General features: G+C 71.2%; 17 protein-coding genes and 1 other RNA gene. 4 read left to right on the top strand and 14 right to left on the bottom strand.

What is annotated here, in order from left to right; all coding sequences use genetic code 11:
- Positions 1-6: 6 nt before the first annotated feature.
- Together MR1_RS02880 and MR1_RS02875 are read right to left on the bottom strand one after the other, a co-directional pair.
- Entirely contained in the window at positions 7-1,344 is a 1,338-nt protein-coding gene (locus MR1_RS02880) for a glutamine synthetase family protein (RefSeq protein ID WP_067243178.1), read from the bottom strand.
- A gap of 3 nt (positions 1,345-1,347) precedes the next feature.
- Positions 1,348-1,566 (bottom strand): hypothetical protein, encoded by a 219-nt coding sequence (locus tag MR1_RS02875; RefSeq protein ID WP_067243177.1) that lies wholly within the window; start codon positions 1,564-1,566, stop codon positions 1,348-1,350.
- 68 nt (positions 1,567-1,634) lie between these two features.
- Here MR1_RS02875 and ppgK point away from each other — a divergent pair, with 68 nt between their 5' ends.
- Positions 1,635-2,393, top strand: a complete 759-nt coding sequence (ppgK, locus tag MR1_RS02870) for a polyphosphate--glucose phosphotransferase (RefSeq protein ID WP_067243176.1) — start codon at positions 1,635-1,637, stop codon at positions 2,391-2,393.
- Between the two features lie 31 nt (positions 2,394-2,424).
- Here ppgK and MR1_RS02865 read toward each other — a convergent pair whose 3' ends face one another.
- The 3 genes from MR1_RS02865 to MR1_RS02855 all read right to left on the bottom strand — a co-directional run bounded on the left by MR1_RS02865 (position 2,425) and on the right by MR1_RS02855 (position 5,635).
- Positions 2,425-3,438: a hypothetical protein gene (locus MR1_RS02865; RefSeq protein ID WP_067243175.1), complete on the bottom strand. Its 1,014-nt coding sequence runs from the start codon at positions 3,436-3,438 to the stop codon at positions 2,425-2,427.
- A gap of 63 nt (positions 3,439-3,501) precedes the next feature.
- Positions 3,502-3,876, bottom strand: an RNA gene (gene rnpB, locus MR1_RS02860) — RNase P RNA component class A.
- Between the two features lie 7 nt (positions 3,877-3,883).
- Positions 3,884-5,635, bottom strand: a complete 1,752-nt coding sequence (locus tag MR1_RS02855) for a bifunctional 3'-5' exonuclease/DNA polymerase (RefSeq protein WP_157517875.1) — start codon at positions 5,633-5,635, stop codon at positions 3,884-3,886.
- Between the two features lie 137 nt (positions 5,636-5,772).
- On the opposite strand from MR1_RS02855, the gene MR1_RS02850 reads away from it, so the two are divergent.
- The gene (locus MR1_RS02850) at positions 5,773-6,612 is read left to right on the top strand and encodes an aldo/keto reductase (RefSeq protein WP_067243173.1); all 840 of its coding nucleotides are present in this window, start codon (positions 5,773-5,775) and stop codon (positions 6,610-6,612) included.
- A 28-nt stretch (positions 6,613-6,640) separates the two neighbouring features.
- Here the strand turns inward: MR1_RS02850 and MR1_RS02845 are convergent, their stop codons facing one another.
- Together MR1_RS02845 and MR1_RS02840 are read right to left on the bottom strand one after the other, a co-directional pair.
- Positions 6,641-7,393, bottom strand: a complete 753-nt coding sequence (locus MR1_RS02845) for a zinc ribbon domain-containing protein (RefSeq protein ID WP_067243172.1) — start codon at positions 7,391-7,393, stop codon at positions 6,641-6,643.
- Between the two features lie 36 nt (positions 7,394-7,429).
- Positions 7,430-7,822: a YchJ family protein gene (locus tag MR1_RS02840; protein WP_067243171.1), complete on the bottom strand. Its 393-nt coding sequence runs from the start codon at positions 7,820-7,822 to the stop codon at positions 7,430-7,432.
- 82 nt (positions 7,823-7,904) lie between these two features.
- On the opposite strand from MR1_RS02840, the gene MR1_RS02835 reads away from it, so the two are divergent.
- The gene (locus MR1_RS02835) at positions 7,905-10,115 is read left to right on the top strand and encodes a heavy metal translocating P-type ATPase (protein WP_084344321.1); all 2,211 of its coding nucleotides are present in this window, start codon (positions 7,905-7,907) and stop codon (positions 10,113-10,115) included.
- 22 nt (positions 10,116-10,137) lie between these two features.
- On the opposite strand, the gene MR1_RS02830 is transcribed toward MR1_RS02835, so the two are convergent.
- Positions 10,138-11,268: an aminotransferase class V-fold PLP-dependent enzyme gene (locus MR1_RS02830; protein WP_067243169.1), complete on the bottom strand. Its 1,131-nt coding sequence runs from the start codon at positions 11,266-11,268 to the stop codon at positions 10,138-10,140.
- A gap of 47 nt (positions 11,269-11,315) precedes the next feature.
- A complete protein-coding gene (locus MR1_RS02825; RefSeq protein WP_067243168.1) occupies positions 11,316-11,753 on the bottom strand; it encodes a GNAT family N-acetyltransferase in 438 nt (145 codons plus the stop codon).
- 121 nt (positions 11,754-11,874) lie between these two features.
- On the opposite strand from MR1_RS02825, the gene MR1_RS02820 reads away from it, so the two are divergent.
- Positions 11,875-12,918 (top strand): TetR/AcrR family transcriptional regulator, encoded by a 1,044-nt coding sequence (locus tag MR1_RS02820; protein ID WP_067243167.1) that lies wholly within the window; start codon positions 11,875-11,877, stop codon positions 12,916-12,918.
- A 5-nt stretch (positions 12,919-12,923) separates the two neighbouring features.
- Here MR1_RS02820 and MR1_RS02815 read toward each other — a convergent pair whose 3' ends face one another.
- Genes MR1_RS02815 through MR1_RS02795 form a run of 5 tightly spaced genes read right to left on the bottom strand, consistent with a single transcriptional unit; the run spans position 12,924 to position 19,468 of the window.
- Entirely contained in the window at positions 12,924-13,994 is a 1,071-nt protein-coding gene (locus MR1_RS02815; RefSeq protein ID WP_067243166.1) for a Zn-dependent alcohol dehydrogenase, read from the bottom strand.
- 13 nt (positions 13,995-14,007) lie between these two features.
- Positions 14,008-15,951 carry a flavin-containing monooxygenase gene (locus MR1_RS02810; RefSeq protein WP_067243165.1) on the bottom strand — a complete coding sequence of 648 codons (1,944 nt, stop codon included), beginning with the start codon at positions 15,949-15,951 and terminating at the stop codon, positions 14,008-14,010.
- A 48-nt stretch (positions 15,952-15,999) separates the two neighbouring features.
- Positions 16,000-17,586, bottom strand: coding sequence for an AMP-binding protein (locus MR1_RS02805; RefSeq protein WP_067243164.1), 1,587 nt, complete (start codon positions 17,584-17,586; stop codon positions 16,000-16,002).
- Positions 17,583-18,389: an enoyl-CoA hydratase gene (locus tag MR1_RS02800; protein WP_067243193.1), complete on the bottom strand. Its 807-nt coding sequence runs from the start codon at positions 18,387-18,389 to the stop codon at positions 17,583-17,585. The genes MR1_RS02805 and MR1_RS02800 overlap by 4 nt, the downstream gene beginning before the upstream one ends.
- Complete coding sequence (locus MR1_RS02795) at positions 18,386-19,468, bottom strand: acyl-CoA dehydrogenase family protein (RefSeq protein WP_067243163.1); 1,083 nt, start codon at positions 19,466-19,468, stop codon at positions 18,386-18,388. The genes MR1_RS02800 and MR1_RS02795 overlap by 4 nt, the downstream gene beginning before the upstream one ends.
- Positions 19,469-19,475: the final 7 nt, after the last annotated feature.

Below are 19,475 nucleotides of genomic sequence, written 5' to 3'. Positions count from 1 at the left end.
CGGGGATCAGAGCAGCTCGAGGTTGCTCTTGAGCTCGAACGGCGTCACCTGACCCCGGTACGCCTCCCACTCCTTGCGCTTGTTCAGCAGGACGTAGGTGAACACCTGCTCTCCCAGGGTCTCCGCGACGAGCTCCGAGTCCTCCATGTACTCCAGCGCGTGATCCAGGCTCGACGGCAGCGGCGCGTAGCCGAGGGCCCGCCGCTCCGCCTCGCTTAGCGACCAAACGTTGTCCTCGGCCTCGGGCGGGAGCTCGTAGCCCTCCTCGATCCCCTTCAGCCCCGCGGCCAGCATGAGCGCATAGGCGAGGTAGGGGTTCGCCGCGGAGTCCAGCGCCCGGTACTCCACGCGCGAGGACTGCCCCTTGTTCGGCTTGTACATCGGGACGCGCACGAGCGCGGAGCGGTTCGCGTGGCCCCACGTGATGAAGCTCGGCGCCTCGTCGCCGCCCCACAGGCGCTTGTACGAGTTGACGAACTGGTTCGTCACCGCCGCGATCTCGTTCGCGTGGCGCAGCAGTCCGGCGATGAACTGACGCCCGGTGCGCGAGAGCTGGTACTTGGCGCCCTCTTCGTAGAAGGCGTTGACGTCCCCCTCGAACAGGGACATGTGCGTGTGCATGCCGCTTCCCGGCTGATCGCTGAGCGGCTTCGGCATGAACGTCGCGTAGACGCCCTGCTCGATCGCCACCTCCTTGATCACGGTGCGGAAGGTCATGATGTTGTCGGCCGTGGTCAGTGCGTCGGCATAGCGCAGGTCGATCTCGTTCTGCCCCGGCCCGCCCTCGTGATGGCTGAACTCGACGGAGATCCCGAGATCCTCGAGCATCCGCACCGCGCTGCGGCGGAAGTCGTGCGCCGTGCCGCCGGGCACGTTGTCGAAGTAGCCTGCCGAGTCCACCGGGACGGGGCCGTCGGGCCCCGCCTCCTTCGACTTCAGCAGGTAGAACTCGATCTCCGGATGCGTGTAGAAGGTGAACCCGGCGTCGGCGGCTTTGGCGAGCGTGCGCTTCAGCACGTGACGCGGATCCGCCACCGCCGGACGCCCGTCCGGCGTCGTGAGGTCGCAGAACATCCGCGCCGTGGGGTCGATCTCACCCCGCCAGGGCAAGATCTGGAAGGTCGTGGGGTCGGGCTGCGCGAGCAGGTCGGACTCGAAGCTGCGCGTCAGTCCCTCGATGGCGGACCCGTCGAACCCGATGCCCTCCGCGAACGCGCCCTCGACCTCCGCCGGCGCGATCGCCACGGACTTGAGCGTCCCGATCACGTCCGTGAACCACAGACGGACGAACTTGACGCCGCGCTCCTCGATCGTGCGCAGGACGAAGTCGCGCTGCTTGTCCACGGATCAGGCCTTGGCGTCGTCGGGGCCGGAGCCGCCCCAGGAGTCGTCCGCCGCGTCCTCCTCCGCCCAGACCCGGGCGTTCTCCTCGAGCTTCTCGGGCGCGCGTCGGGCCTCCGCCTCGGTGTCGAACGGGCCGACCCGGTCGACGGCGGGCGAGATCATCCCGAACTCGACGTCACCGGTGCGGATGTTGTACCAGTACTTCTTGTCGGCGTCTTCCACAGGGTTCCCCTTCGTCAGCGGCTGTCACGATCCTACTGTCGTCCGCGCTCATCGCTAGGCTGTGACGCATGGCACAAGCGATCGGCGTGGACATCGGCGGAACCGGGATCAAGGCGGGCATCGTCGATCTCGAACACGGCACCCTCTCCTCGGACCGCGTACGCGTCCCCACCCCGAAGGGCGCCTCCCCCGATGACGTGCTCACAGCGGTCAAGGAGGTCCTGGACACCCTCGGCGTGGCCGAGTCCACCCTCCCGCTGGGGGTGGCCTTCCCGGCGATCGTGAAGTACGGCAAGACGCTCTCGGCGGCCAATGTGTCGCCGGATTGGATCGGCTTCGAGGCCGAGGCCTTCTTCGAGAAGGGGCTCGGCCGCGAGATCCACTTCGTCAACGACGCCGATGCGGCCGGCGTCGCCGAGGCCCGCCACGGCGCCGCCCGTGACGCACGCGGTCTCACGATCGTCGCCACCCTCGGCACCGGCATCGGCTCCGCGTTCCTCTATAACGGCGTGCTGGTTCCGAACACGGAGCTCGGGCATCTGCTGTACGACGGCACGAGCGTGGAGGACGCCTCGATCGAGAAGTGGACCGCGTACTCCGCGATGGAGCGCGAGCAGCTGTCCTGGGAGGAGTGGTCGGCACGCCTCCAGGTCTTCTTCGCGCACGTGGAGTTCCTCTTCAGCCCCGATCTCTTCGTCGTCGGGGGCGGCGTCTCCAAACACCCGGAGAAGTTCCTGCCGCTGCTCGATCTGAACACGCCCATCGTGGCGGCCGTCCACCGCAACTCCGCGGGCATCATCGGCGCCGCCTCGCTCGCCGCCGACTGACTGACCTCCCGGGTCTCCCGGGCCCTGCGCGCTACTCCAGGTCCAGCCGCAGCAGCCCGGGATGCCGAGCGGTCTCGACCCGGAGCACTTCGAACAGCTCCGCGATCCCGGGCGTCATGGTGACGCCCGAGCCGCTGAGCAGGTACGACGCCCTCCTCCCGGCCACCGGCTCCAGCACCAACCGATGTCGACTGTACGACGGCGGTGTGAGCTGGATGCGGGTGAGCTGCGCGTACGGGTAGTCGACGTCGTCGATCCGCAGACCGAGGTGGTTCGCGCTCAGCTGCGCCGGCACGGACCGCGCCTTCCTGACCTGCTGCGCGGATCCGATGAGGACCCCGACGGCGCCGAGGACAGCGAACGGCACGATCAGGATCAGCGCCGAGTAGTCGTTGAACTCCAGCCCGCCGGTCCCGAAGACCACGGCGACGGTCGCCAGTGCGAGCACGAGGAGCCCGACGCCGACGAGCCCGAGGGCCCGGGCGGACCGGCGCACGCGTCCGGCATCCGTGCGGAAGTGCGTGGGCAGCGAGGCGCGTCTCCTCGCGGTCTCCACCGCGTCCGCGGGCTCCGGCGCGACCGGTGCGAGCAGGGACATCAGCTCGTTGAACTGTGCCCGCGTGTATCCGGGCAGGGAGACGGTCTCCGTCCCGGCGTCCGAGTGCACGGTCAGGGCACGGGTCGTCCCCGATCTCAGCCCGTTCGTATAGTGCTCGGTCACCTTCGAGGCGAACTCGGTGTCCTCCCGCAGGTAAAGCCGGTTCTTCCCGGGCCGAAGGATCATGACGATGTCCGAACGAACGACGATCCGCACGTTCGCGAACACGAACACACAGACCGCGATGATGAGCGCCCCCGCCACGCAGAGGGCGAGGACGACCATCCCTCGGGTGCCGGTCGACATCTGACGAGGAAGATGACTCGGCACGATGAACAGCAGCGCCGTGGAGAGCAGGGCGGACCCCAGCAGGACGCCGATGATCGCCCGGAGCGGACTGCGTCGGAACACCCGTTCGTCGACCGGCACGGAGCCTTGAATCGTCATTCAATCATTCTGTTCCGGCGGCCATGCGCTGGCAAACGCGCGCTCGCGGCGCCGGCGGGGTGGTGAACGGGCCGGCCTGTACGCCGGGTTCTGTTCCGGGAGCCCTCTCGGGCGGTCCCTTCGACGGTCATCTCTCTCGGCGACACGTTGCCGTGCCGCTCCAGCGGCCTACCCGAGGACTCGGCGAGCCGCGTCAGCATCCTCTGTCTGGCCTTGCTCCGGGCGAGGTTTACCTGGCGGATCGTGTCGCCACGATCCCCGGTGGTCTCTTACACCACCCTTTCACCCTTACCTCCGCCCGCACGCGGGAGAGGCGGTCTGCTCTCTGTGGCACTGTCTCGCGGATTGCTCCGGGTGGGTGTTACCCACCGCCCTGCCCTGTGGAGCCCGGACGTTCCTCGGTGCGGTCTCCCGCCACGCGACCGTCCGGCCGACCCGTTCCCGATCAGTCTACCGGCGCGACCGGTGCCGGTCCTTTGCCCGCGTCCTCGGAGATGCGCAGGTCCAGCGGGATCTCGACCGGGAAGCCGGGGAACAGTCGCCGCGTCGCCGCGTCCGCCGACGCGCGCACCGCGTCGGCCACCGTCTCGGCCTGCTCCTCGGGACAGTGCACGATCACCTCGTCGTGGAGGAAGAACGCCAGGTGCGCCTGCCGGGAGAACACCGGCCCCGACCTCGGCGCTGCCCGTTCCCCGGGCGGCAGCGAGGCCAGGCGGTGCCGGATCTCGGCCAGCCACAGCAGCGACCACTCCGCCGCCGTCCCCTGCACGACGAAGTTGCGCGTGAAGCGCCCCCGGTCCCGCGCACGGCTGCGGGCGCGCCGCTCGTCCGCCGCGCCGGCGTCCGGGTCGCTGGCGCGCGACTGCGTCGTGCTCCAGGACGCGTCCGGCCGCGGCGAGCCACGACCGAGCAGCGTCGAGACGACGCCACCCTCCTCCCCCTCGCGGGCCGCCGCGTCCACGAGCGCCATGGCGCGGGGGAAGACGCTGCGAAGCCGCGGCGCGAGTCGACCGCTGTCTCCCGTGGTGGCCCCGTACATCGCCCCCAGCACGGCGTACTTCGCCTCCTCGCGGGTGGCGACCACCCCGGAGCGCACGATGCCTGCGTAGAGGTCGGCGCCCTGAGCCGCGGCGGCCATCGCCCGATCACGTGACAGGGCGGCGAGCACGCGCGGCTCCAGCTGGGCGACGTCCGCGCACACGAGCAGCCACCCCGGATCCGCACGCACGGCGGGGCGCAGGCTCCGCGGGATCTGCAGCGCCCCGCCCCCGGCCGAGGCCCAGCGACCGGTGACGACGCCGCCGGTGATGTACACCGGACGGAACCGCCCCTCGTGCACCCATTCGGCGAGCCAGCTCCACCCGTTCGCCGTGAACAGACGAGCCATGCGCTTGTACGCGAGCAGAGGAGGGATCACCGGGTGGTCCACCTCGGCGAGCTCCCATCGGGAGGTCGAGTCGACCATGACGCCGGCGCGGCGGAGCGCGCGCAGCAGCCGCGGCGGGCTGTCCGGGTTCAGCTGCGGGTCTTCGAGGAGCTGCCCGATCTCCCGGACCAGCGCTGCCATCCGTTCCGGGCGGCTCCCCCGTGGCGGACGGCGACCGAGGGCGTCGGCGAGGATCCGGTCATGGACGGCCTCGTCCCACGGCAGTCCCGCCGCCGTCATCTCTTCAGCGACGAGCGCCCCGGCGGACTCCGCGAGGCACAGCAGCTCCAGGCGCGCGTCGGGAGCGGTGCCGAGGGCGGCGCGCTGCCGGCGGAGCTCGGCGAGCACGGACTCGGCCTCCTCCTCGGCGCCGGCCCCGTCGTCGCCCAGGGAGAACAGGGCGGGGCGCCCCTCCGACGCGGGAGGATCGCCGCGCCGCCAGGCCGGGGATGCGGCGACAGGGTGGGGCAGCATCGTGGTGTCCCGGAGGATCGCATGGCACAGCAGGAGATCCTGGGCGCGGCGTAGCCGGACTCCGCCGGAGAGCAGGCGGGGATAGACGTCACGGACGCTGCGCACGACCCACCTCGGGGCGGACCGGCGCTCGTGGGCACCGACCCAGGCCACGAGCCCGTCGTCCCCGATCTCCTCCGTGGCGAAGACCTCGCCGTCCGCGTCCAGCAGCAACGCGCGCCACGCACCGCGACCCGGTGCGCGCCCGAGCACGATCGACGTGGGCCCGGGTGCAGCCGGGGCAGCCGAGGTTGCCACGTTTCGAACCTAGGCCCTGCCGCCGACATCGACCGCCCGCGCCGCTCGCGATTGTTGCGTCCCGTCTCCGCGCACTCCCCACGCGCGTCCGAGCGCGTTAGCGTGGAACCGACCGATCCGCCGTCGAGAGGACCGTCATGACCGACATCGATCCCTTCACCGCCCACAACGGGTTCCGCCTGCCCGTTCAAGGCCTGGGCACCTACGCGTTCCGCGGCGAGGCCGGCGCCGACGCCGTCCGCGCCGGGATCGAGACCGGCTACCGGCTGATCGACTCGGCGTTCAACTACGAGAACGAGGGCGCGGTCGGCTGGGGCGTCTCGGGGGCGGCCGTGGACCGCGGAGAGCTCATCGTCACCACGAAGCTCGCCGGGCGTCACCACGAGCGGAGCAAGGCCCTCGTCTCGATCGAGGAGAGCCGGTTCCGGCTCGGTGTCGACGCCATCGACCTCCTCCTCATCCACTGGCCGAACCCCCGCGTGGACAAGTACGTCGAGGCGTGGGAGTCGCTGATCGAGGCCCGGGACCGGGGCCTGGTACGCCAGATCGGCGTCTCCAACTTCCTGCCGGAGCACCTCGAACGCATCGAGGACGCGACCGGGGTCCGCCCGGTCGTCAACCAGATCGAACTGCACCCGTACTTCCCGCAGACGGACGCGCTGGCGTACCACCGGGAGCAGGGCATCATCACCGAGGCGTGGAGCCCGCTGGGGCGCGCCGGCGACCTGTTCTCCGAGCCGGTCGTCACGAGGATCGCGGAGGAGCGCGGGCTCTCCCCCGCGCAGGTCGTCCTGGCATGGCACGCGACACGAGGGTCGGTCGCGATCCCGAAGGCCGCGGATCCGGCCCACCAGTCCGCGAACCTCGCCGCCGCCGATCTGCGCCTGTCCGCCGACGACGTCGACGCGGTGACGGCACTGGGGCGCGCGGACGGACGCCTCTTCGGCGCCGACCCGCGCACGCACGAGGAGCTCTGAGCGCCGAGCGCGCGATCAGCGCCGGTCGTCAGTCCGCGGCGGGGGTCGCCTGCAGACCCGACTCCTCCGTGCGGACGAGGATGCAGCCGCACTCCGGGCAGGACACGACCTCCTCCGGGTCCGCCTGGCGGATCACGTTGAGGTCGGTCCCGGAGAGCACCATGCGGCACCCCTCGCACGTCTGACGACGCAGCAGCGCGGCTCCGGCCGTGCGCTGCGCGCGGCGCTCGTACTCGCTGAGGAGCGACGGCGGGACCGAATCGGTGAGCGCGGCACGGTCCCGCGCGAGCTGCTCACCCTCCGTCGTGGCGGCGGCCACCTGCGCCTTGGCCTCGGCCGTCAGGCGCGTCCCCTCCTCGACGGTGGCGTCGATGAGAGCCTGCTGCGCGGCTCGCGCCGCTTCCGCCTCCTCCAGGCGCCCCATCACGTCGAGCTGCATGTCCTCCAAGTCGCTCTGGCGGCGTGCGAGGCTCGCGAGCTCCTGCTCCAGCGCGACGGCGTCCTTGGGGTTCGCCGTGGCGGCAAGACGCTGCGCGTCGCGGTCGCGGCGCTGCTCGACCAGCGCGACGTCCGACTCCACCCGTGTGAGCTCTGCCTGCACGTCGTCGCGCCGCCCCGTCAGGACCGTGAGCTCGCGCAGCTGCTCCTGACGGAGCGCGGCGAGCTCGTTGATCCGCTCCCCCTGCGGCGGATGGGTCCGCGCGTGCTCGGCGCGGGCGATCCGTCGGTCGAGGTCGGCGATGTCCAGGAGCACGATCTGGTGCGCGGGGTTGGCTTTCACGTCTCAAACCTACGCCAGGAACCGCGGCGTGCGGGGTCAGGCCGTCGTGCCGTCGACATAGAGCCATCCGCTCGGCTCCCGGACGAAGCGACTCCGCTCGCGCAGTGCGCCACGCCCGCCCGCATCGCGGTAACGCGCGACGAACTGCACGGTCCCCTCGCGGTCGAACGGACCGCCGCTCTCCGTCGCTTGGACGTCCAGGGAGAGCCAGTCCATGTCGGCGTCGAGATCCACGCGCGCGGGTCGGGAGTCCGGATGCCAGGTGCGGAGCAGGTGCTCCTCGTCGCCGACCGCGAAGGCGGTGAACCGCGATCTCATCAGACGCTCCGCGGTCGGGGCGGGGCATCCGGCGAGGATCGGGCCGCAGCACGATCCGTAGACGTCGCCCGTCCCGCACGGGCAGCGCTGGTCCTCCCGTATCCGCCGCATACGCCCTCCTCGTCCACCACCATAGCGCCGCCGTTCGACCCCCTTTCGGAATACCCCAATGGGGTATAGTGTTCGCGGGGATATGGACGACGAAGCGCACGAGACACATCGACACGCCGCCCCACGACCCTCCGATTCGGGCGCGCCGCAGCGCACGGACCACGCGGGCCACGCGCACGCAGCCCACGGAGCCCACGGAGCCCACCTGAGTCCTTCGGCACCCGCAGCGCATCACGCCCGTGACGGCGCCGCTCACGGAGACCACGCCGGCCACGGGGCCCCGACCGACCACGGCGGTCACGAGGGCCACGGCGGACATGCCGGCCACGGCGATCACGTCGGCCAGTTCCGGCGGCTGTTCTGGATCATGCTCGTCCTCGCCGTCCCGGTGGTCGCGTTCTCCCCCATGTTCGCGATGCTCGTGGGCTACGTCGTCCCCGACGACCCGGTGATCCGCGCGATCCCGCCCGTGCTGGGCACCGTCGTCTTCCTCTGGGGCGGTCGGCCGTTCCTCACCGGTGCCGTCGACGAGCTCCGCGGACGCCGACCGGGGATGATGCTGCTGATCGCCCTCGCCATCACGGTCGCGTTCCTCGCCTCCTGGGGAGCGACGCTCGGACTCCTCCACCACGAGCTCGACTTCTGGTGGGAGCTCGCGCTCCTGGTGGTGATCATGCTGCTCGGGCACTGGATCGAGATGCGCTCCCTGGCGCAGACCACCTCCGCGCTGGACTCGCTCGCCGCCCTGCTTCCCGACGAGGCCGAGCGCATCGTCGGGGACGAGACCGAGTCCGTCTCCCCCGCACAGCTGCAGGTGGGCGACGTCGTCCTCGTGCGTCCGGGCGGACGGGTCCCGGCCGACGCCGTGATCGAGCAGGGGTCGGCGAGCGTGGACGAATCGATGATCACCGGGGAGTCCCGCCCCGTGCAGCGCACCGTCGGCGACACGGTCGTGGCCGGCACCATCGCCACCGACTCGGGGATCCGCGCACGGGTGACCGCGGTGGGCGACGACACCGCCCTCGCGGGCATCGGCCGCCTGGTGGCGGACGCACAGAGCTCCAGCTCCCACGCCCAGCGTCTGGCGGATCGCGCCGCCGGGTGGCTGTTCTGGTTCGCACTCATCGCCGGGGTCGTGACCGCCGTCGTCTGGACGGCCGTCGGGCTCCCGGACGCCGCGGTCGTACGCGCCATCACGGTCCTCGTGATCGCCTGCCCGCACGCGCTCGGCCTTGCGATCCCGCTGGTCGTCTCGATCGCGACGGAGCGCGCGGCGCGGGGAGGCATCCTCGTCAAGGACCGCATGGCGCTCGAGCGGATGCGCACCGTCGACGCGGTGCTGTTCGACAAGACCGGAACGCTCACCGAGGGCGCGCCCGCCGTGACGGCGGTCGTCCCGGCGGACGGCTACGACCAGGACGAGATCCTGGCTCTGGCGGCGTCCGCCGAATCCGACTCCGAGCATCCCCTCGCCCGCGCGATCGTGACCGCCGCGGAGAGCCGGGAGCTCTCCCGGGCCACCGCGTCTGAGTTCCGCTCCGAGCCCGCCCTCGGCGTCCGCGCCCGGGTGGGCGACCGGACCGTCGAGGTCGGCGGACCGGCGCTCCTCGCGCAGGCCGGAGCCGACGAACTGCCGGCGTCCGAGGCATGGCGTGCCGAAGGCGCGATCATCCTGCACGTCCTCGTCGACGGGCGGGTCGCCGGTGCCCTCCGCCTCGCGGATGCGATCCGCGCCGAGTCCCGTGACGCCGTCCGGGCCCTCACCGCTCGCGGCATCGAGGTGGTGATGATCACGGGCGACGCCGAAGCCGTCGCGGCGTCCGTGGCCCGCGAGCTCGGCATCTCCCGCTACTTCGCGGGGGTGCGCCCCGAGGACAAGTCGGCGCGCGTCGCCGAGCTGCAGGCCGAGGGCCGCGCCGTCGCGATGGTCGGGGACGGAGTGAACGACGCCCCCGCCCTTGCCAGGGCCGACGTCGGCATCGCGATCGGCGCGGGGACCGATGTCGCCATCGGCTCCGCCGGGGTCATCCTCGCCAGCGACGATCCGCGGTCGGTCGTCGCCACGATCGAGCTGTCGCGGGCCGCCTACCGGAAGATGACGCAGAACCTGTGGTGGGCCGCGGGGTACAACCTCGCCGCCGTCCCGCTCGCGGCCGGCGTGCTCGCCCCGATCGGATTCCTCCTGCCGATGTCGGTGGGCGCCGTCCTGATGTCGGTCTCCACCGTGGTCGTCGCGCTCAATGCGCAGCTCCTTCGCCGACTCGACCTGCGCCCGGAGCGGTTCACGCGCTGACCGCCACCGGTGACGGTCGGAGTCAGAGACCGACGCGGTCCAGAGCCGCCGCGAGACGTGCGACCGCCCCATCCACGTCGTCGAGCTTGTCCAGTCCGAACAGGCCGATGCGGAACGTCGAATAGGTGTCCGGTTCGCCGCAGTGCAACGGGACGCCGGCAGCGATCTGCACACCGGCCTCGCGGAAGCGGGCGCCGCTCTGCAGCGCGGGGTCGTCCGTGTGCACGACGACGACGCTGGCGGCCGCGAACTGGGGCGCGGCGACGGAGGGCAGGCCCCGTTCGGCGAGGAGCGCACGGACCCGTCGTCCGAGCTCGACCTGGGCGCCCCGCAGCGCCGCGAACCCCCGATCCCGGGTCTGCGCCATCAGACGCGCATCATGAGCCAACGTGTCGGTCGGCATCGTGGCGTGGTACGGCGCGCGTCCTTCCCGATACTCCTCGGCGATCCACAGCCATCGGCCGAGATCGATCGCGAAACTCGACGCCGTCCCCGCGCCGACCGCCGCGTGCCCGGCGGGGCTGAGCATCACGTATCCCGCACCCGGCGAGCCGCTCCACCCCTTCTGCGGCGCACTGAGGAGGACGTCGACGCCCAGGTCGCCCATGTCCACCCAGAGCGCCCCCGATGCGATGCAGTCCAGGACGAACACTCCGCCGACACCATGCACCGCATCCGCCACGGCACGGACGTAGTCGTCGGGGAGCACCATGCCCGATGCGGTCTCCACGTGCGGCGCGAAGACGACCTCGGGGCGCTGCGTCCGGATCGCCTCCACCACCTCCTCCAGCGGCACGGGCTGCCAGGCCGCCTGAGGCGCACCGTCCACGGGGCGCGCCGTGAGAACGGTGACGTCGTCCGAGATCCGTCCAGTCTCGAGGATCTGCGACCAGCGGTACGAGAACAGCCCGTTGCGCAGGACGAGACAGCGACGGCCTGTCGCGAGCTGACGGGCCACGGCCTCCATCGCATAGGTCCCGCCTCCCGGGACCACCGCCGCGCTGTGGGCGCTGTAGGCGGCACGGAGGATGGCGAGGATCTCCTGCATCACCCCGACGAAGCGCGCGGACATGTGGTTCAGGGAGCGGTCGGTGAAGACCACCGAGTATTCGAGCAGGCCACCCGGATCGACGTCATCGTGCGGAAGGGTCATGGGGCCAGCCTGGCACACCCGCGCGCGCGACGCCGATCCGATGCCGTTCAGGGGATCGCGTACTGCACGAAGCCGGTGTCGCGCGCGACCCGGTCGTACAGTGCGCGGGCCGCGGTGTTGCCGGACTGCGTCAGCCAGTACACCTTCGCGCACCCGTTCTCGCGCGCCCAGGTCGCGACGTGGCCGATGAGCGCGCGACCGGTCCCCGCCCCGCGCGCCGACGGGACGACGAACAGATCCTCGAGGTAGCAGTAGGGGCCGCGCGTCCAGGTCGCCGGGTGCGCCAGCCAGTGCACGAGCCCCACCGCGGCGCCGTCGTCGTCCCGCGCGATCGTCGCGTGCATGTCGATCCCCGCCACGAGCCGCTCGAACGTGTGAGCGGTGACGTCGGGCGCGATCGTGGCCTCGTAGAAGTCGAGGTAACCGGTCCACAGCGCGAGCCAGTCGTCGTGGTCGGCCGCGGTCAGCGGGGCGAGGGTGGTCATCCGTCGATCCTAGGCCTCGCCACCGGCGTCGCCGTGACGGGATCGTCCTTCGAGGCCAGAGGCCACGCCGTCAACGAATCACCTCCGCCGAGGCCCGGAACGCAAGTATGGTGGTATAGCTATGGCTCAACGACGCGACCGTCCCCCGGCTCCCGCATCGGCGGCGGACGAGGCCCAGTGGTGGGCGACTCCGCGGGTCGCGGAGGTCCTCGGCATCAGCCGCCAAGCCATCAACGCCCGCGTGCGCAACCGGAAGCTCCTCGCTGCGCCGGGCCACGGCGTCACCCTGTTCCCGGCATGGCAGTTCGACGAGCAGACCGGCGCCGTCCGGCCCGAGGTCGCCGAGCTCCTGGACGCCGTGGACAGCGGGATCCCGGCGGAGGCGATCGCGCGATGGTCCGTCTCCCCCGGGCCGGACGCCGAGCCCCCGGGAGACCTCCTCCGCAGCCCGGCGACGAAGGCCGAGGCGCTGCGCCGCGCGCGCTCTCTCGAGCCGGAGGCGCTTCCCGCGCCCGGGGCCGAGGACGCCGACGAGGTTCCCGACGACGTCGCCGGCTGGATGCCCGCCCGCGCCGAGTCCAGCGAGGCCCAGCGGGCGATCCTCCTGGCGGCGGCCGAGCTGTTCGCGCGGAAGGGACCGGCGAAGACCTCGCTCCGCGAGATCGCGACCGCCGCCGACGTGCCCTACGGACTGATCCACCGTCACTACCAGACGAAGGAGAACCTCCTCGTCGCGGTGATGCAGCTCCTCGTGGCCTACGGCGGTGAGCGTCTCTCCGGGGAGCAGGACATCTACGCCGCCATCGACAACTCCTTCGGCGCGGACCTCGACGCGGGGCAGTTCGGCCGTATGCTCACCTGGGCCGTGTTCGAGGGCACCCCGCCGGAACGCCTGCTCGGGGGCGCCCGGTCGCGCGGCTACCGCACGCAGATCGAAGCGCTGTGGCAGGACCCCGCCCGGCCGACGACGCCCGGACGCTTCGACGCGGAGGTGCTGGCGTCGTTGATCGCGCTCATCGGCTCGGTCTGGAACATGTATGAGCCCTACTTCAGCGCTCTCTCGGACCGCGCCGACGACCCCGCCAGCCGCGAGGGCCTGCGACGCGAGGTGGCTGACATGCTGAAGCTCCTCGTCTACGCGACGCGACCCGCGGACGGATCCTGACGGGATCAGGCGGGCATCCGCAGCACGCCGCGGTCGAGCACCCCCGCGCGAGCATCGTCGAAGAGCATCTCGAAGTCGTCGAGCTCGTAGGTCCGCGTCACCAGCTCGTCGAGCAGGAGGAGCCCACGGCGATAGAGCTCGAGATACATCGGGACATCCGCTCCCGGCCGGGATGAGCCATACCGGCAGCCGAGCACCGAACGATCCATGTACAACGCGCTCGCCGGCACCGACAGCCGCGTCTCCGGGCCGGCCACTCCGAGCATGATCAGCTGACCGCCCCAGTCGAGCATCTCCATGGCCTGGCTGGTCACGGCCTCGCCGCCCACGCAGTCGAACGCATGGCCGACGCCTCCGCCGGAGAGCTCGCGGACGCGTGCCGCCGCGTCGCCATCCGTCGCGTCGACGAACGCGGTGGCCCCGAAGCGCTCCGCCTGGGCCGCCTTGCCCGGATTGGTGTCGACGACGATGATCCGGGCGGCACCCGCCACCCGGGCCGCCTGGACCACGTTGAGTCCGATCCCGCCCGCGCCGATCACCGCCACCGAGTCGCCCGGTCGCACGCGCGCACGGTTGAAGACGGCTCCCGCGCCGGTGAGCACCGCGCAGCCGATCAGGCACGCCGTCTCCAGAGGGACGTCCTTCGGGATCGGGATCGCCTGCTGCGCCTGGACCACGATCCGTTCGCTGAAGGTCGACAGCGTCGCGAAGTTGTGGACGGCGGTGTCGCCGCGCCGGAACGGCGTGGCGGTCTTGCCGAACGACTCACGACACATCGTCGGGTGACCCGCCGCGCACGACGGGCATCGCCCGCACGCCGCCAACGTGGCCAGGACCACGTGATCGCCGACCTGCGGCGCCGTGACCCCGGGCCCTACCGCCTCCACGACGCCCGCGCCCTCGTGGCCGAGGATCACCGGCGAGGGGAACGGGATCTTGCCGCGCATCACGCTCAGGTCGCTCTGGCACAGCCCGCTCGCCACGATGCGGACGATCACCTCGCCGTGTCCCGGGTCGCGGAGCTCGACATCGTCGACGAGCGTGTTCTCCGTACCGTCAAAGACGATCGCTCTCATGGTCTTCCGCCTTTCAGTGGATGCGTGCGGTCAGGAGCTCCCGCGGCGACGCTGTCGACGCCGCGGTGAAGTGGTAGTCGGAGACCTGCAGCGCCTCGCACATCTCGAAGAACCGCTCGCCCGTCCAGGGCGCGTTCATCTGCAGCCGCCCGAACTCGTTCACGTAGTAGTTCCGTTTCATCGTGCTGTGCTCGGACAGGTAGATGAGCTTCTGCGCCTCCGCGTGCAGATCCTCGTTGTATCTGTCGAAGACGTCCTGGCGCACCGCCATCGAAGCATGACCGCCCTCGAGCATCGCGACGATCCCCTGTGCGACGTACCGGCTCCAGATCTCGAACCAGGTGGGCAGCCCCGCTCCTCCGGCGACCGGCTGCGAGTTCGGCCCGTACAGCAGGAACAGGTTCGGGAAGCGCGGGACCGTCATGCCCAGGTAGGCCTGTGCCCCCTGCGGACGCCAGACCTCCTCCAGGCTCACCCCGCCCTCGCCGTAGTACGCGGTCGGCCAGACGTACTTCTCCGTCTGGAAGCCCACCGCCGCGAGGATCACCTCCGTCTCGCGCGCGGTCCCGTCCGCGGTCACGATCGCGGTCTCCTCGATGCGATCGATCGCGGTCGACACGAGCTCGACGTTCGGTCGCGTCAGTGACGCATACCAGTTGTTGTCGACCACGGGGCGCCGCGTCATCGGCGCGTAGTCGGGCACGAGCTGATCCACCAGGTCGCGCCGGCCGCCGACCTGACGCTCGATGTAGCGGGTCAGGAGCGCGCGCAGGTCGTCATTGCGCTCGCTGACCGCGCCCCCGTCCTCGATCCATCGCGCATCGGTCGTGAGGACGTTGCGCAGCTCGATCGTGCCCATCGCGGCGACGTACTTGTTCCAGTTCCAGTAGAACGGCAGAGCGCCGATGAGCCACTGGAGCTCGTCGGGGATCGGGACCCCGTAGTTGGCGCGCGGCGAGATCCACTGCGGGGTGCGCTGGTACACCGTCACCGACTCGGCGGTCTCGGCGACCTTCGACAGGAGCTGCACCCCCGTCGACCCGTTGCCGATGACCGCCACCCTCTTGCCGGTGCAGTCCACTCCGTCGTGCCACCGCGCGGTGTGCACCACATCACCGGCGAACCCCTCCGCGCCCTCGATCGGCAGATCGCGCGGCGTCGCGAAGATGCCGCTCGCCGCGACGACGACATCGGCGCGGACGATCTGGTCGGGCTGCCCTTCCCGGGAGACCGTCAGCGTCCAGTCCTGGCTCCGGTCGTCGAATCGTGCGACGCGGACGTCGCTGCCGAACGAGACCCGATCGAACACCCCGTGCCGCCGCGCCACGTGCTCGACGTACGCCCGGACGTCCGCCTGGCGGGCGAAGTACGCGGGCCAGGGGTACTTCTTCTCGAACCCGTACTCGTACGTGGCGCTGAGTGTGTCCACCCCGGCATCCGGATAGGTGTTGATGCTCCAGACGCCGCCGACCTCGGACCGACGTTCGTAGACGGTGAACGGGATGCCGAGCTGGGCGAGCTGGACCCCCATCGCGATCCCGGCGATGCCCGCGCCCACGATCGCCACGTGGTACCCGTCCGGGACCGAGGGGTCCGCCGTCCAGCGCGCCTGGAACGGCATGTCGCCGAAGCTCGGGATCTGACGCCGCAGCGTCAGCTCGGGAGGTTCGAGCCGGCGCCCTTCGAGCATCTGGATCAGCTCGTCGATCTCAGAAGCCGTGGGCTCGGGCAGCTCCTCCTCTGCGGGGGCGCCGGTCAGCAGCAGATCGACGGCCTTGCGCCGGATCAGCTCCTCGTCCTCGACCGCGAACGAGACCGTGTCGGCGACGGCGCCGTACACCCGACGCGGCACGATCGAGGCGATCTCGGGGTCCCGGGTGATCTGGTACAGGGAGAGCCGCAAGGCGTTGACGTCGGCGTGCGCGACCGCGCGCTCGACGAAGCTCCGTTCAGGCATGTCTAGGTTCCAATGCTCGATGGGCGGCCTGGGCCGCCGGGGACTGCGTCAGCCGGCCGTCGGGACCGCGAGGGCCGCGTCCGACACGGACTCGCGGAGGACCTGCTTGCGGATCTTCATGGTCGGGGTCTTGGGCATCTCGTCCACGAGGACGACCTGCTCGGGGAACTTCGCCGGTGAGATGCCCGAGGCGCGACAGTGCTCGCGCACCGCGGCCAGATCCGGCGCCTCGCCTCCTGGTGCCGCCACGAGCACCGCGCAGATCCGCTCCCCGGTCCGTTCGTCCGGAAGGCCGAGCACCGCCACGTCGGCGATGCCGGGGTGAGCCGCCAGGACGTCCTCGATCTCCGCGGGGCTGATCGTCTCCCCCTTCCGGATGATGAGGTCCTTCTCGCGCCCGACGAGGACGAGATGTCCGTCCGGGTCGAGACGCCCGACGTCGCCGGTGAACAGCCACCCCTCCGCGTCGAACGGCGCGACCGGCTGACCGTCCACGAGGTAGTGGAGAAAGCGCATCTCCCCGCGCAGCCAGACCCGGCCGGCCTCCCCGGCCGCCAGGGCGTCGCCCTCCTCCGACCGGATCTCCACCTCGCACCCCTGCACCGGACGCCCGGAGGTCGTCGCGAGGTGTTCGACGCTGTCGCCCACGCGTGCGGAGGTGATCATCGGGCATTCGGTCATCCCGTATGCGTGCAGCACCGGCACTCCCATCTCGGCGAGCACGTCGCGGAACAGGCTCTCCGGCATCGGCGCGCCTCCGCCCGCCAGGATCCGCAGAGTGGGCACGAGCACGGTGCCGGGTGCCTTGCGCTGCTGTTCGAGCAGCAGCGCGTAGTGCGGCGTCGATCCGCCCGTCACCGTCACGCCGGCGTCCCGCATCAGCGCGACCGCGGCTGCCGGCTCATAGACCTCCATGAGCACGAGCGACATGCCGCTCACGAGCGACGCCACGAGCATGTCCGGGCCGCCGATGTGCGCGTACGGGAACAGCACCGTCGCGACGTCGCTCGCCGTCGCCTCGATCGCCGCAGCCAGCGCGCTTCCGCCGGCGATCAGCGTGCCGTCCGCGTGGCAGACGCCCTTGGGCGCCGAGGTGGTGCCCGACGTCGTGTAGATCCACCGCACCTCGTCACGTCCTTCCGGCGCGGGCGGCAGCGACGCGGGGTCGCCGTCGGGCAGGGTCTCGCCGAGCACGATCACCTCGACCCGGTCACCGGTGGCGGCGCGGACGCCGTGCGCCATGGCGGCGTGGTCGAAACCGCGGAACTCGGGGATCGTGATCAGCCACTCGGTGCCGCACTGCGCGACCATCGCGGTGACCTCCCGCTCCCGGTACAGCGGGATGATCGGGTTCTGCACGGCGCCGAGCCTCGACAGGGCCAGGCTCAGCACGATCGTGTCGATCCTCGTGGGGAGCTGCCAGCTCACCACGGCTCCTGGCCCGATGCCGAGATCCCTCAGTCCGGCGGCGACCCGCTCGGCGCGGCCGGCCACGTCCGCGAACGTCTCCGTCCGGCCGTGTTCGTCGCGAAGCGCCACCGCAGCTCCGGTGGCAGCGGCCCGGAGACTCAGCAGGTGCCAGAGGGAGACGGCATCGGCTGTCGAGACGTCTCGGGGCGTGACCGTCGGGCTCACGAGTCCTCCTTGGTGTCCGACGCGGATCGCAGCGGATCCGGGGTGAGCAGGGGGTATCCGGTGCGCAGCAGCGCGTTGGCGTGTCCGTGCCAGTGGATGTCGAAGGCCGCCTGGATCGCGGCGCGCTGCCCCATCACGTCGAGCCCCTGGTTGATGGCGCGTTTGGTCGTGGCCAGCCCCCATGCGTCCATCTCCGAGATCTCGCGGGCGAGCGCCATCGTGTGGGCGTCCAGCTCGTCCAGGGGAACGACGCGGTTGACCATCCCGGCGTCGTACGCCTCGGCCGCGCTGAAGGTGCGCGCTGTGAACAGCATCTCCTTGGCGCGGCGAGCGCCGAGCTCCCAGAGATGCGCGTGGTACTCCACCCCGCCGACGCCGAACTTGACGACCGGGTCGCTGAAGGACGCCGTCTCCGCCGCGACGATGAGATCACACGGCCAGATCACGTTCAGTGCACCGGCGATGCAGGCGCCCTGCACCGCGGCGATGGACGGCTTGGGGATGTCGCGCCAGCGCTGGGAGAAGCCGAGATAGTGCTCGCTCTCCCATCCGTAGGCGCTCTCCATCACGGTCTTGCCGTCGCGGAAGTATCCCGGCGCGGGAGTGCGGAGATCGTGCCCGGCCGAGAAGTTGTCGCCGTTGGCCCGGATCACGATCACCTTCACCGCGTCGTCGGCGGCGGCCTGCTGCCATCGTGCGTCGAGGTCGCGCAGCATCGACTCGTCCTGGGCGTTGTGCTTCTCCGGCCGGTCGAGGCTGATGACGGCCACGGCGTCATCCACGCGGTAGTCGATGTAGCTCACGCGGCCGACTCCGCCCACCGTCGGTCGAGGGCCGACACGACGTCGGCCTCGTTGCGGGCATCCGATCCGAAGTCGAATTGCCAGCGCTTCGCGGCATTCGTGAACAGGTGGACGGACGACTCGACCATGAAGCCGATGCCGGCGTGCACCTCGTGGGCACCGTGCACCATCACCTGCGCCGTGCGCGCGGCCTGTCGGCGGAGAAGGCCCAGGTGCGGCTGCACGTCCTCCCCGGCATCGAGGGCCCGGGCCGTGGAGCGCACGTGCACCGAGGTCCGATGCACGGCGAGGGCGATGTCCGTGCAGAGGTACTGCACGGCCTGGAACCGTCCGATGGGACCGCCGAACTGATGCCGCTCCCGCGCATAGCGGACGGTGATCTCCAGCAGGCGCTGCCCGGCTCCGACCACCTGCGCCGCTCGGAGGACCGCGGCGCGGGCGTCGGCCAGCTCCACGGCGGCATCCGCGCCCGCGCCCCGGGCCAGCACGTCCTCGGACGCGAGCGGCGTGTTCGAGAACCTCACTGCGAACAGCGGACGCTCCCCCAGATTCGGCATCGCCTCGACCTCGACGGAGTCCCCGGACGGGACCCGTGCGAGCACGTTCTCCGCACCTCGCGCGTGGACCAGAAAGGCATGCGCCCGGTCCGCGAAGCCGACGGCGAGCGCGGTGCCGCTCAGCGCGCCGTCCCGGACGGAGACGTGCTCTCCCCAGTCGGCGGAGGAGAACACCGGGACGACGATCGTCGCGCCATCGCCGATGCGATCCGCCAGTTCCCTGGCGTCTGCCGTGCCCGCTGCCAGCGAGGCGTCGCGCGCCGTCATCAGGTCCAGGAGCGGCCCGTCCACCAGTGCGCGCCCCATCTCCGTGAAGATCGCCGCGATCGTGCCCAGAGGCGCACGATCTTCATCCGCGCCCGTCGGGTCCCCCAGCTGCAACCAGCCCAGGTCGGCGAACTGCGCCACCTGCTCCTCGAAGGACAACCTGCTCGCGCGATCCTCCAACGGCGAGCACCGCGAGAACGCGGCCCTGCCGACATCCGCGAGGACGTCGTAGTCCTCGCCCCATGCCACATCCATCTTGTCC

The sequence above is a fragment of the Microbacterium resistens NBRC 103078 genome (genome assembly GCF_001552355.1).
Taxonomy (GTDB): domain Bacteria; phylum Actinomycetota; class Actinomycetes; order Actinomycetales; family Microbacteriaceae; genus Microbacterium; species Microbacterium resistens.
Note: the sequence above shows the minus strand (reverse complement) of the source record. Positions and strands in the feature narration are given on the sequence as shown.

What these genes read in the sequence shown, in the direction of transcription:
- MR1_RS02810 (WP_067243165.1), bottom strand. Translation starts at nt 15,951, where the DNA reads ATGCCTGAACGGAGCTTCGTCGAGCGCGCGGTCGCGCACGCCGACGTC.
- MR1_RS02820 (WP_067243167.1), top strand. Translation starts at nt 11,875, where the DNA reads ATGGCTCAACGACGCGACCGTCCCCCGGCTCCCGCATCGGCGGCGGAC.
- MR1_RS02835 (WP_084344321.1), top strand. Translation starts at nt 7,905, where the DNA reads ATGGACGACGAAGCGCACGAGACACATCGACACGCCGCCCCACGACCC.
- ppgK (WP_067243176.1), top strand. Translation starts at nt 1,635, where the DNA reads ATGGCACAAGCGATCGGCGTGGACATCGGCGGAACCGGGATCAAGGCG.
- MR1_RS02850 (WP_067243173.1), top strand. Translation starts at nt 5,773, where the DNA reads ATGACCGACATCGATCCCTTCACCGCCCACAACGGGTTCCGCCTGCCC.
- MR1_RS02830 (WP_067243169.1), bottom strand. Translation starts at nt 11,268, where the DNA reads ATGACCCTTCCGCACGATGACGTCGATCCGGGTGGCCTGCTCGAATAC.
- MR1_RS02815 (WP_067243166.1), bottom strand. Translation starts at nt 13,994, where the DNA reads ATGAGAGCGATCGTCTTTGACGGTACGGAGAACACGCTCGTCGACGAT.
- MR1_RS02840 (WP_067243171.1), bottom strand. Translation starts at nt 7,822, where the DNA reads ATGCGGCGGATACGGGAGGACCAGCGCTGCCCGTGCGGGACGGGCGAC.
- MR1_RS02795 (WP_067243163.1), bottom strand. Translation starts at nt 19,468, where the DNA reads ATGGATGTGGCATGGGGCGAGGACTACGACGTCCTCGCGGATGTCGGC.
- MR1_RS02865 (WP_067243175.1), bottom strand. Translation starts at nt 3,438, where the DNA reads ATGACGATTCAAGGCTCCGTGCCGGTCGACGAACGGGTGTTCCGACGC.
- MR1_RS02825 (WP_067243168.1), bottom strand. Translation starts at nt 11,753, where the DNA reads ATGACCACCCTCGCCCCGCTGACCGCGGCCGACCACGACGACTGGCTC.